Source organism: Pedobacter glucosidilyticus DSM 23534, from assembly GCF_000425145.1.
GTDB lineage: Bacteria > Bacteroidota > Bacteroidia > Sphingobacteriales > Sphingobacteriaceae > Pseudopedobacter > Pseudopedobacter glucosidilyticus.
Genome location: NZ_KE384312.1, coordinates 199,991 through 212,065, shown reverse-complemented (window position 1 = coordinate 212,065; position 12,075 = coordinate 199,991). Strand labels below are relative to the sequence as shown.

The window sequence follows — 12,075 nt, the reverse complement described above, 5'->3', positions numbered from 1 at the left end:
ATTTTAAAATTTTTAACAATATTTAACCCTAAATTTGCCCTTATGGATTCTTTAAATACAGCCCACCCTTTAGCATTAAGTATTCTTTTGAATGAGGATTTATATGTTATTGAACCTGTTGAAAACATCCAAAATGCAGAAATTATTATAACCCCAAAAGAAGAACCTGAAACAGCTGTAGAAAGTAAAATTGTTATACCCGTTTTACAAAATAAGCCAATAGAAACGCCAGAAGCATCAAAACCACAAGCTGTTGCAAGCAAACCAGTTTTTAATTATTTAGGTGATAACAATAAATATCTGCTCATTATTGTAAACGATAAAACGCATCAGTTTATAAACGATAAAGACTTAGCTTTTCTTTTAAAAATTTTGGCTGCTAAAAAACTTGATTTACATGATATTGCCATCTTAAACACCAATAGTTATGCGGATTTAGCCTTTAAAGATTTAAAAGAATATTTTGCTTGTAACAAAATTTTAACGTTTGGAATAGACCCAAAATCACTACAAATACAAGGCATTATAGCAAACAAAGCCGGAGAATTTGAGGGGGTAAAAATATTAGGCACATGGGCTTTACCTTTGTTAGATACCGATGTAAAAAAGAAAACTATCTACTGGAACGAATTGAAAAATTTCTAATATTAAAAAGCTATGCAATTGGTATTTGCCACAAATAATGCACACAAAGTAGCAGAAGTACAATCAAAAATAAACCAACAGATTAAGGTTTTAAGCTTGGCTGATATTGGTTGCTTTGAGGATATTGCCGAAACTGGGTTAACTTTAGAAGAAAACGCCTCTATTAAAAGCCATTATGTTTTTGATAATTACCAAATAAACTGCTTTGCTGATGATACAGGCTTAGAAATTGAAGCCCTTAACCAAGAACCAGGTGTATTTTCTGCCCGGTACAGCGGAAGTAGAGATACTGAAAAAAACATCGATTTAGTGCTAGAGAAACTTGAAAACGAGGGCAATCGCAAGGCTTGTTTTAGAACCGTTATCTCTTTGATATTAAACGGAGAAGAAATTTTATTCGAAGGTATTGTAAATGGGAATATTCGCACAGAAAGAGCCGGTACAGGCGGTTTTGGCTATGATGCTATTTTTGAACCCGAAGGTTACCCCATTACTTTTGCAGAGATGGATATGGCGAGTAAAAATAATATCAGCCACAGGGGTTTAGCTGTAGAAAAGCTTATTCATTACTTAAATGGTTTATAAAGGTAAAGCCTCGTTTTTTATTACAAGGAAAGCACAAGAAGCTATTATATGGGCTTAGGTTATATTGTGTTATCCTTGGGGTCGATAAAGGATTTTCTGCTTAGTGGGTTCTGCAACACAGAAAAGGATATGTGCCATTTATTTCGAAAGTGAATTTTAAGTGTAAAATTTCTGGAAAACTTTGATATGAGGATATTCTATTTTTTAATCATGAGCTCATTTTTCTTGGTTTCTTGTAAGCCGAAACCGATAGTTGGTGAAGTTGTATTCGATATTCCTTCATTAATAGGTAAAGATATTAATGAAATAGTTAGAATTTCGGCAGAAAATAAAAGATTGACTGATTCCGATAAAGAAGGTTATAAAATTTTCACCTGTAGAAAAAATGGTTGGTTTCTGTTTATTGAATATAATGATAAAACAAAGAAAGCTGAACTTTTTAATTATTGCTCAGATTTAAAAAACTTTAGACAATTAAATTTTTCGATGGCAGAGATAGAAGATTTGTTATTAATAGGAAATTTAGATAAAAATTCTAGTAAATACAGAATCACTCTTAGCGACGGCTGGAGCGAATATGATATCCAAGGTAATGATGTGAATGGCGGTTACACTAATGATTTTACGGCAGTGAATGTATACCCAAAATATTAACAATTTTTTTCTGTTAGAATATTATTTGAATGATTGACATTTATTAAAAATTAAAATAGCTATAGATTTATGTCAGATATGTTTATTTCCCCATTATCAACATTAGTTTCTCCTAACCAAGTACCGGAGGAGCTTAATTTTATATCGTCTGGCATTAGTGGTTTGCTAAATAATGTCTATTACAAAAATTTAATAATTAAACGGTATTCAAGTACTTCTTCTGTATCCCCCAGTTTGGCGCAAGTATGCAGCTGGGCAATAAGAGAAGCGTACTTGTGCCTTTGAAGAGGTATTAAAAATAAATTGATGATTATAAAAAGTTCTTTTTACAATGCACAGGTACATAGCCGCACATGGCTAAGGCTGCATACTTTGCGCCCGAGAAGAGTTTCCGAAATTATATAAATAATTTTTATATGAAAAATAAAATTTTAATAATGCTTTCTTCTTTTTTATTCCTGGCAGGTTGTTTTTATCCAGAGCCTAAAGTCGTATTTGACATACCTTCATTGATAGGTAAAAATATCGATGAAGTTACTTATATTTTAGGTAATAATTATTCCGACCATGATCCATTCAAGAATCAGAAAGGAGTACTCAAGACAAGAGGAAGCCATTCTTATCGGATTTATGAGAAGTTTCGTGGAGACTCTACTATTAGCTTATCTATTTGTTATATACCCTATACAAAAGAAATTAAATTTTTAACTATCGTTTCCAGACAAGAGTATAAATCAAAGGCCGATATATTGAAATTGGGTAATTTAGATTCTTTAGCAGGAGATTACGTATTAGAATACGACACATTGACATTTTTCTTAGGAAATAGGTATACAAATATAAGAGTATATCCAAATAAATAATATCCATGTTGGAAGTCACAACATACATAAAATATTATTATTAAATAGCAATAACTATGTCATATATCTTCATCTCCCCATTGTCAACACCCAGTTTGGTACAAGTATGCAGCAGGGGAATGAGGGAAGAGTACTTATGCCTTTGAATGAGGAGGCATTAATATTAAAAAATAAATTGATGATTATGAAAAGTTCTTTTTACAATGCACAAGTACATAGCCGCACATGGCTAAGGCTGCATACTTGCAAGAGAAGGGAAAACCCAGTTTGCATTAAGGGCATATTCATTATACGAACTTTTTGATTAAAATAAATAATAGTCATGACTAAAAGCATTTCTTACATATTATTAATACTAACATTAATAATTTCTTGTACTTCGCCGAACAATCAAGCAATGAAAGGCACTCAAAGTGTCGAAGATTCCAATGAGAATACTTTAAAATCAACTAAGAAAAACTTATTGAGCGTTGATGCCAAAATATCTAATCCTGATACATTGATTTCAGTTTATAATAAAGATGTAAAAGTACTGCCCTTTGGATGTGAAATGTTTGAAAAGACAAATTTTCCTATCGAATGGGAAATAACTCCACCATTTGATGATTCTGCTCAAACAAAATTTCAGAAATCCATGAATGATATCATTGATTGTTTTTTAAAACTAAATCGTATCCATAAAAATTATCAATTACCCGAAATTAAAAATTATGAATATATACCATTAAATAATAGAACTGAAAACGAATTGCAAAAGTCTACACATTATAGTTATCGACTCCCGAAAATGGGTAACTATGAAGTTTTCTATTTATCTTATCCAATCAATAGGCCCAAAAATTACGGCGAATCAGATCAATTTTTCTTACAGGTTGGCAACCTGCTATTTTATAATAAACAAACAAAAGATGTAAAGATTATAACTGTGTTTTTTTGGGAAGAAGCTTATTTCTTTAATTGGTTTAGGCTGTTCAATATTAATTTAGATGGCAGTATTAGAGTGACTGATTTTGCTTTTTCAGAAGAAGATACCAAAAAGACAAATGATGTTTTAATAAAAATAAAAGACAATGATATTAAAATTACGAAGTTGAAGCTAATAAATAATAAATAAAGAATTGGAAGTTTCTATTTCTACTCCAATAACGCAATAAAAACCAAAGCAAGCGGGTAAAAGCTTCTTGTGCCTTAATAATTATACAAATGAAATGGAAATAAATGTAAAGAAAACACAAGAAGCTATTACAGAGGTTTAGGCTATATTCTAGCCATCTTGTGGGTGTTCATTACTTTTTAATTTTTAGAGAACTGGATACCCGATACAGAGAATTGAATTTCCAAGTGCCGGAATGAATACAGAGAATCCGGAACCCGATACAGAGAATTGAAACCCCGATAAGTTTATTTTTAAAAAGCTGATAATCAGTATTTTTAAGTATTTACGTATTACTAGCACTATCTCTAGTAGCTGCAATACAAAGAATAGCAGCATCTTCTTTAGCTATTTTATTTTTAGCATACAGAGAATCATTAACAGCATATAGATAATTAGCTACTTATTCATATTTACTTCTTAGTTCTGCAATAACTGCACTTAGTAAAACATCACCTCTTAAATCAGCATATTTATCAGTAATAGAATATCGAGCACCTTTTATTTTACCTTCTACTTTCAGTATATTATCTTCCATTAGTTTCATCTTCAAATAGTTTATCTGATTTCTTGATAGGGATTCTTTTAATAAACCTTCTAAATCACCAATCTTCAAAGCGTTTCCTTGTAATGACAGAAGTAGAATTTCAATCTCTTTTATCAAATACCTTTTGCCAATTTTCAAACCATCATTTACCAGTGCATGGTATTCTTGAGATAAAGTATATCTGTTAGTATGCCCTGATATTTTTTCAATCAACCCTGATTTTTCTAACTGACTTACAATTTCAGCTTTAAGGTTCTGAAAAATGCTATTACGGATTTTACAAAGCGTAATGATTTGCTCAACGCCAAATTTTGGTTCTTTCTCGCTGTTTTGATATTGACTTACGAAAACATGAAATGCCTTTTCAATAATTTCAGTCCGTAGGGTAAGTGAAACCTGAAACATATCTGAATTCTTATAATCAGGTTCTGCTTTACCTTCAGATAGGGTGATGGAGAATATCTTATCTACACCTTGACCGCTTCGTTCTACCAGTCCGGTCTTCTCTAAAATTTCAGTCATTAAGCGGCTTCTAGGGGTGCTGCAAGCGGGTAAAAGCTTCTTGTGCCTTAATTTAACACAAATGAAATGAAAAAAATACAAGGAAAGCATAAGAAGCTATAACACAGGCTTAGGCTATATTGCGCTATATTTGGTTTGGCTGTAGAAAAGCTCATCAATTATTTAAATGAGTTCTGGAAATAAAAATTTAAAACATAGGATGGTTATTTTTCGCTGTTGCAGGTACTTGTTGCCTGATATCCCAGTGTTCTTTAATCATGCCGTTTTCTAATCTAAAAATTTCCACCAAAGAGAAAACCTTATCTTGCCAAGGTTCTCTAATATGTAAAACAACATAATTTTCATCAGCTATAACTTTAACAATATCAATTTTCTTTTTAGGTGTATGGTAAATATTCCATTTTCTGGTCGCTTGCTTAAAAGCCTCTTTACCATCTGCTACGTTAGGGTTATGTTGGATATAATCTTCAACCACATATTTATCAATAACGGTAGAATCCTTATCTCCAAACAAACCATTATAAAAGTTAAGGACAATTTGCTTATTTGTGTTTACTAAAGAAGTTTGTGCAAAAGCTAAGTTAAGACCAAATAAAAGTGTAATCGTTAAAGTTAGTAATGAGGTAAGTTTCATGTTTATAGTTATTTTAATACTCACTAAAATAAGCAAGAAACCTAACTGCCTTGTTAAAGCTTTATATGATTTTGTAAATCAGTAGTATAAAATACAGTCCTTTATAAATAGTATATGGTTTAATAATGCGATATTAAAATTATGTATGTTTGCTTTCAAAACTTTGGTATTTCTAAGTTGATGTGCGTTAATGGTATGATTTATTATATTTAATAGATGTAACAAATATCTTGTAAATATTTATTACAATTAATATTATATTAGTCGTATTCTACAATAAATTTAGCCAATTTTTAAACGTATTAGATGAAGCCTACTTTACTTAAAATAAATCCCTCCGAATATTATTCTTTTAGTATCAGGCATGATATTGTACCTTATTTTTATGACAAATGGCATTATCATCCGGAAGTTGAATTGATTTATATCAAAGAGGGAAACGGTACACAATTTGTTGGAGACAGTATAGAAAGATTTAAAAAGGGCGATATTTTACTTATTGGCAGCAATTTACCGCATTATTGGAGGTGTGATGATAGCTATTTCCAAAATAGCGCAGATTTAAAAGCAGAAGCCTTAGTAGCGCATTTTTTAACCAATTTTTGGTCAGACTGTTTTATCAATTTACCTGAGAATAAAAAAATTAAGGAGCTTTTGATAAATGCTAAACGAGGCATTATCATTTCAAAAGAAATAAAGCCTAAAGTTGTTTCTTTGATGAAAGATTTGGTAAACTCTAATGGCGAATTAAGAATTATTTTGTTGTTAACCCTTTTGCATACCATTGCAGAAGGTAAAAATAATAGGTTACTTTCCTCTGTAGGTTTTGATTTACAAATGGAAAGTCAGGATAAAGATAATATCAGTAAAATTTATGCTTACTGTTCATCTAATTTTAAAAGGAAAATAACATTAGAAGAAATTTCTGATATTGCCAGTGTAAGTCCTAACTCCTTTTGCAGGTATTTCAAGACCAAAACAAGAAAAAGATTTTCTGATTTCCTGAAAGAGATAAGGGTAGGTTATGCCTGTAAACTCCTGATTGAAAATAAATTATCAGTTACACAAGTTTGTTATGAGAGTGGGTTTAATAACTTAACAAACTTTTATAAATGCTTTAAATCTATCACAGGTAAAACACCTTTTGATTATCAAAAGAATTTTGGGCAATAAACATTAGTCTCTATAATTTAATGCAGGCGCTCTATCACCTAATAAGGGTTTGTATTGATAATTTTTAAGCGCATGATTAAATTCTAACTTAGCAGCTTCTATATGCTTGGGTTGCGTATATAAATCTATAGCCGTATAAACCATTGTTTTTATGGCATTTACAGTTCCTTTTATAGCAATATCAGTACCTCCGCAAGCCACTGCCTGCCAACTGTGTGCAGCAACGCCAGGCACCCATGTTGCCGTATTTACACCTACAGTGGGTATGGTATAACTCACATCTCCTACATCGGTACTGCCATTGGTACTTTCTTTTAACAAAGAAAATGTTTCTACTTTATTAGGCACAATTAATTCTCTATTTAAGGTTTTTGATAGCTCTTGAGCAAAAGAAAATTCAGTTGTTGTATAATTAATTCCTCCTACCATTTCCAGATTTTTATACATCAGCTTTGCCAAACTGATATTCAGAAGTAAATCATGCGTACCGCCAATAATTTCATGTTCCACAGAAGTTTCAGTACCTAGGGCTGCACCTTTTGCACAAGATACCACACGGTTAAATAATTCTCTTGCTTGCTCTTTATCAGGATACCTAACATAATAATATACCTCTGCAAAATCTGGAACTACGTTAGGGGCTTTACCACCATCTGTGATGATGTAATGTATTCTTGCTTCTTGAGGGATATGTTCACGCATCATATTCACCATAAAATTCATAGCTTCAACGCCATCTAAAGCACTCCTACCTCTTTGTGGAGATGCAGACGCATGGGAAGAAACGCCCTTAAATCTAAACTTAGCAGAGATGTTTGCTAAAGCATCGGTAGTAATAACCCTGTTTCTGGCAGATGGATGCCAATGCAAGGCTACATCAACATCTTTAAAAAAACCATCTCTAACTAAGTAAACTTTACCGCTTCCCCCTTCTTCTGCTGGGCATCCATAAATTTTTACAGTACCTTTTAACTTACCTTGGGCTATCAGTTTTTTAATTTCTATACCCGCGGCCACACTACCTACACCAAATAAATGATGCCCACAGGCATGCCCGTTGCTTTGCTTAGGATTGGGCTGCTTTACCGTACTTACCTGCTGTGAGAAACCGGGTAAAGCATCATACTCAGCTAAAATTGCGATAACGGGTTTACCACTACCATAGCTAGCTACAAAAGCAGTAGGCATTTGTAAAACTGTGTCAATAACAAAACCATTACTTCTTAACCTATCTTTTAATAAAGCGCTACTTTTATATTCTTGATAGCCTAATTCAGCATGATGATAGATTTGTAAAGCATCGGCTTTGTAAATAGAAAAATTTTTATCAATATCTAAACTCGATTGATTTTTAAGACGCTCGGCTTGCTTATATTGCGCTATAGCAAGTTGACTTATAATCGTAAACAATAATAAACTAGCTAATTTCATCTCTTTATATTTACAGTAAAAGAAATCAAAAGCTATAAATTTATTTTAAACTATTTTATCTAAAGTTTAAACTAGATATACTATTTATGAGCATGTATCATGTAGAAAAGTTTAAGAAAATGTCAATTTCAGTGAATATACTGCATAGCTATAGCTTTAAATTTGTTTTGTATAACCTTTATTAAATATATCTTCTTTTATCCATTAACGATGAAAAAATTAGTCTTAGCAATTTTCTTTGTATGTTTTATTTACAACTTTACTTATGCCAGAAACTTTTACTTTTCTGAATCTGGAAATGATAAAGCTAATGGGAAATCGCCTGCATCCGCCTGGAAAACTTTAAACCGATTAAAAAATCTTAAACTACAACCGGGCGATACCTTGTTCTTTAAAAGAGGCGATACCTTTACAGGGATGCTAGATATTAAGCAATCTGGCTCTACAAATAAGCCTATTGTAATTACGGCTTATGGCCAGGGCGAAAAACCTATTTTTACAGGTTCTACAGCCATCCATAACTGGAAAGCCGTAGGAAACAATATTTATGAAGCTTACATCAATACTAAGATTTATGATGTTTTTGAAAACAATTTTAGGTTTACACCTGCCAGATATCCCAATAAAGGTTTTTTAAAAATAGATAAGGGATTTGGCAAAGATTCTTTAAGTGCTTTAAGTCTTCAGGAACCAGATGGCTATTGGAACGATGCTATTTTAAGAGTACGCACCATTGATTGGGTTTATGAAACCAGAACTGTTGCCAAATACAAGAAATCATTAGTGATACAGGGCCCACAAGACAGGTATTTTATTGATAAAAGTTTTTTTGAAAGGACCAAAAACGGACAAACCTCTTTGTATGAGTTTAAGGCGGGTTATGGCTTTTATTTAGAAGGCTTACCACAAATGATAGATACCGCTTTTGAATGGAGCTGGAAAAACAACAAGTTAATGGTGCAATTGCCAGCAGGTAAATCGCCAAAAAATATTAAGGCAGTAACCCAACATTATGGTGTTTTTATTAATCATCATATTAAAAACATTATTGTTAAAGATATTGCATTTGAACAATATGAAAAAGCAGGTGTTGGCAGTGGTTGGCATGTATCAAATATTCAGGTATTGGATAATCAATTTAAAAATATACATGGAGCGGGCATTTTATTGGATAGCGCATCTTCTTACTGCAACATCAAAGGGAATAGCATTACAGATATCCTTGGAAAAGGTATTTCTGCCTTAGAACCCAATAATCTCAGTATTTCTGATAATATTGTAAGGCGTATTGGGCTGGTTAGAGCTCAAGGCTTTACTGGAGTAAACGGCGCAACAGGTATTCTTATTTATAATACCGAGCGAAAAAAAACTATAGATAATACTTTTGCACACCATAATGTGGTAAGTTATAATAAGGTAGATAGCTGTGGTTATAATGGTATCAGGGTTGATGGTTACAATAATTTGGTTGAATATAATATCATTGATTATTGCAGTTTAACTTTAAATGACGGGGCAAATTTATATTGTTATGGCGCCCAACCTAGCGCTACTCATCATTCTATTTTTAGAAATAACATTGTACGCTACAGCATTGGAGATAGTGAGGCTACTCCTGATAATCCTAATTTAGCTTTTGGGATTTATTTAGATAATAACTCTAATGATGTTACAGTAATTAATAATACGATTATTAGCACAGGCGCATCTGGCATGGTTAATAACGATGCTTCTTTTAAAAATAGCTTTATTGGCAACCATGTATTTAATTGCCAAGAAGGACTGGGTTATGCAGAGTGGGGAAATCTTGGGAAAATTTTTGATTGCGTAAATACTGGAAATGTCATTGCCAGCAATAAGCCTTCGCAAAAAGCACTTAGTTTGAAAAATTTTATAGGCCCAGTTTTTCAGGTTGGTAAATTTGATCATAATACTTATATCAACACCAAGTCGAGTACACCTATTTATTTTGAAACCAAGCAAATACCAGAGCATGCTAAATTGCATCTTACTTTTGAGCAATGGCGTAATTTTTATCAACAAGAAGAAAATAGCAAAGCTGTTACTGCATTAACCGATTGGGCAAAAAACGCCGAAGCAGAGATTATTGTAAACGATACTAAAGAGGATAAAACTTATACTTTAGACGCCGCTATTTATTATTACCCTAACGGCGAAAAAGTTGATGCCTCTATTATTTTAAAGCCTTTCAGCTCTATGATTTTATTGAAAAAGAGTAAATAAAATAGAAGATTCTCAAAAATCTTATTTGTCGCATTGATCAGACTTTAGTTGTTATCCTGAGCAGAGTTGAAAAAGGCTTCGACTCTGCTTACGGATACAAAATGGTGATTTACGTAAGATAGCTCCTTTTGAGGTATAAGAAAACAGAAATATCTTGTTAAAAAAGAGTGCTATTTACAGAGATTTTATGTGGGTTATTTTTGTTTGGGATGAACAAAACCTTACTATCTAAACCTTTGTATAAAAGCCGCTAAAGATAAACCCATGGTAGCGTAATTGCTATAAGGATGAGGGTTTTTGGTTTGTACCTCAAAATAATTTTTCCCTTGGTAAGATGTAAAAGGTTTAGTATAGGTAGTATCTTGCGTATAATCATACCCGTTTACCCCATCTATGGCTATACCGGCATCAACTATATAAATACCTTCTTCTTCACAATGATCAAAATTATTGATGATATTTTTTCTTAATTCCCACATCGCTGCATTTTGTTTGATGGTAAAATCGCCAGCGGTATTATCTAATAAACCACAGGTTGAGGCTGGTATCATGAGCACAAATTTACCCTGAGGAGCTGCTTCCTGATAAGATTTTTTTAAAGCTAATATTTGATTATTCCACTCAGAAAAATCAATCTGACTAACCTGAGGTACATCTCTAAAATCATTTAAACCTAAGAACTCTGCTAGAATTTGCGGGGTTTCTAAATTCCACATTTTTAAATATTTAGGATAATTAAAAGCCCAATCAAAATCCTCGTAGCGTACTTTTTCCCAGTTTTTTCCATTAAATTTTATGAAATAACATGTTTCGTTATCAAACATGATATCATCGGTTTGAGGATTTATTTTTAAGCCAGTTTTAGTATCAAATTTTAAAGCTTGGGTAGTATACCTGCCGGCATAATAGGTTTCTTCAACAGTCCAGTTCGCATCTGGTTGCTGGCTTATGGCATTTGCTAACTGCCAAAAATGTGTTGCTCCCCAATATTTATAATTTCCATGCGGTTGCCAAAAACCGTTATAGGGTTCTATTCTATCCATAGATGGAGAAAAATAGCGTTTCAATGTCCAACCGCCACGCCCTTCATCAAACTGCCCTTTAAAACCTATAACATCTCTTAAACCTATCAATTTAATTTTAGGTACATAACCTTTTATCAATAAGGCATCTTTAAAAAAAGCGCCATTGGTAAAGCTATCACCAATAATGGCAACCTTGACACTATCATTACCTACCCCTGGCTGGGCAACTGATAGGGTTGTTTTGATAGATTTTAGCGTATCAAAATTTTGGGTATTAATTAAATTAAAAATAATACTGGTACTATCTATAGGGTTAACGATACTCGCTACCCTTTGTAGCCTTCTGCTGTAATTGGCCGTACCAGAAAACCTTACCACATCATCGTAGGGTCTCCATCTTTTGATGATAGGCTCAACAAATAAATCGTTTTGAATACCCGATAGCATGTAAAATTTAGAGGGTACAGTAATGTCATTTTTAAAAACATTGCCTATTTCATTATTACCTTTCCGATTTTGTTTACGCTGTGCAGCAGCGTGATATGTAAATAAAAACCAAAGAACAATAACGCTTAAATATATTTTGCACCTCATTTTTC

At 32.6% G+C, this 12,075-nt stretch carries 11 protein-coding genes; 7 read left to right on the top strand and 4 right to left on the bottom strand.

The features are described 5' to 3' along the window. Positions 1-42 precede the first annotated feature (42 nt). The 5 genes from H510_RS0115360 (at position 43) to H510_RS0115340 (ending at position 3,861) form a co-directional block, all read left to right on the top strand. Entirely contained in the window at positions 43-645 is a 603-nt protein-coding gene (locus H510_RS0115360; RefSeq protein ID WP_026905117.1) for a hypothetical protein, read from the top strand. A 12-nt stretch (positions 646-657) separates the two neighbouring features. Then, the gene (locus tag H510_RS0115355; RefSeq protein ID WP_026905116.1) at positions 658-1,230 is read left to right on the top strand and encodes a non-canonical purine NTP diphosphatase; all 573 of its coding nucleotides are present in this window, start codon (positions 658-660) and stop codon (positions 1,228-1,230) included. Positions 1,231-1,440: 210 nt separating this feature from the next. Then, complete coding sequence (locus tag H510_RS0115350; protein WP_026905115.1) at positions 1,441-1,884, top strand: hypothetical protein; 444 nt, start codon at positions 1,441-1,443, stop codon at positions 1,882-1,884. Between the two features lie 416 nt (positions 1,885-2,300). Next, positions 2,301-2,747 carry a hypothetical protein gene (locus tag H510_RS0115345; protein WP_155978006.1) on the top strand — a complete coding sequence of 149 codons (447 nt, stop codon included), beginning with the start codon at positions 2,301-2,303 and terminating at the stop codon, positions 2,745-2,747. A 397-nt stretch (positions 2,748-3,144) separates the two neighbouring features. Continuing rightward, positions 3,145-3,861 (top strand): hypothetical protein, encoded by a 717-nt coding sequence (locus tag H510_RS0115340; RefSeq protein WP_211226591.1) that lies wholly within the window; start codon positions 3,145-3,147, stop codon positions 3,859-3,861. Positions 3,862-4,303: 442 nt separating this feature from the next. Here the strand turns inward: H510_RS0115340 and H510_RS0115335 are convergent, their stop codons facing one another. Beyond that, positions 4,304-5,059 carry an ATP-binding protein gene (locus H510_RS0115335; protein ID WP_155978004.1) on the bottom strand — a complete coding sequence of 252 codons (756 nt, stop codon included), beginning with the start codon at positions 5,057-5,059 and terminating at the stop codon, positions 4,304-4,306. A gap of 97 nt (positions 5,060-5,156) precedes the next feature. Next, positions 5,157-5,603: a nuclear transport factor 2 family protein gene (locus tag H510_RS0115330; RefSeq protein WP_051291313.1), complete on the bottom strand. Its 447-nt coding sequence runs from the start codon at positions 5,601-5,603 to the stop codon at positions 5,157-5,159. Positions 5,604-5,909: 306 nt separating this feature from the next. Between H510_RS0115330 and H510_RS0115325 the strand changes: the two genes are divergently transcribed. Next, on the top strand, positions 5,910-6,776 hold the full coding sequence (locus tag H510_RS0115325) for an AraC family transcriptional regulator (RefSeq protein ID WP_026905110.1): 867 nt from the start codon (positions 5,910-5,912) through the stop codon (positions 6,774-6,776). Positions 6,777-6,779: 3 nt separating this feature from the next. Here the strand turns inward: H510_RS0115325 and H510_RS0115320 are convergent, their stop codons facing one another. Continuing rightward, complete coding sequence (locus H510_RS0115320; RefSeq protein WP_026905109.1) at positions 6,780-8,207, bottom strand: amidohydrolase; 1,428 nt, start codon at positions 8,205-8,207, stop codon at positions 6,780-6,782. Positions 8,208-8,417: 210 nt separating this feature from the next. Here H510_RS0115320 and H510_RS0115315 point away from each other — a divergent pair, with 210 nt between their 5' ends. Further along, positions 8,418-10,451, top strand: a complete 2,034-nt coding sequence (locus H510_RS0115315; RefSeq protein ID WP_026905108.1) for a right-handed parallel beta-helix repeat-containing protein — start codon at positions 8,418-8,420, stop codon at positions 10,449-10,451. Between the two features lie 224 nt (positions 10,452-10,675). Here the strand turns inward: H510_RS0115315 and H510_RS19170 are convergent, their stop codons facing one another. Further along, on the bottom strand, positions 10,676-12,070 hold the full coding sequence (locus H510_RS19170) for a hypothetical protein (protein ID WP_051291311.1): 1,395 nt from the start codon (positions 12,068-12,070) through the stop codon (positions 10,676-10,678). Positions 12,071-12,075 lie beyond the last annotated feature (5 nt).

Excerpts from the sequence above, each read along its gene's own strand:
- H510_RS0115360 (WP_026905117.1), top strand. The coding sequence starts at position 43 with ATGGATTCTTTAAATACAGCCCACCCTTTAGCATTAAGTATTCTTTTG.
- H510_RS0115355 (WP_026905116.1), top strand. The coding sequence starts at position 658 with ATGCAATTGGTATTTGCCACAAATAATGCACACAAAGTAGCAGAAGTA.
- H510_RS0115350 (WP_026905115.1), top strand. The coding sequence starts at position 1,441 with ATGAGCTCATTTTTCTTGGTTTCTTGTAAGCCGAAACCGATAGTTGGT.
- H510_RS0115345 (WP_155978006.1), top strand. The coding sequence starts at position 2,301 with ATGAAAAATAAAATTTTAATAATGCTTTCTTCTTTTTTATTCCTGGCA.
- H510_RS0115340 (WP_211226591.1), top strand. The coding sequence starts at position 3,145 with ATGAAAGGCACTCAAAGTGTCGAAGATTCCAATGAGAATACTTTAAAA.
- H510_RS0115335 (WP_155978004.1), bottom strand. The coding sequence starts at position 5,059 with ATGCTTTCCTTGTATTTTTTTCATTTCATTTGTGTTAAATTAAGGCAC.
- H510_RS0115330 (WP_051291313.1), bottom strand. The coding sequence starts at position 5,603 with ATGAAACTTACCTCATTACTAACTTTAACGATTACACTTTTATTTGGT.
- H510_RS0115325 (WP_026905110.1), top strand. The coding sequence starts at position 5,910 with ATGAAGCCTACTTTACTTAAAATAAATCCCTCCGAATATTATTCTTTT.
- H510_RS0115320 (WP_026905109.1), bottom strand. The coding sequence starts at position 8,207 with ATGAAATTAGCTAGTTTATTATTGTTTACGATTATAAGTCAACTTGCT.
- H510_RS0115315 (WP_026905108.1), top strand. The coding sequence starts at position 8,418 with ATGAAAAAATTAGTCTTAGCAATTTTCTTTGTATGTTTTATTTACAAC.
- H510_RS19170 (WP_051291311.1), bottom strand. The coding sequence starts at position 12,070 with ATGAGGTGCAAAATATATTTAAGCGTTATTGTTCTTTGGTTTTTATTT.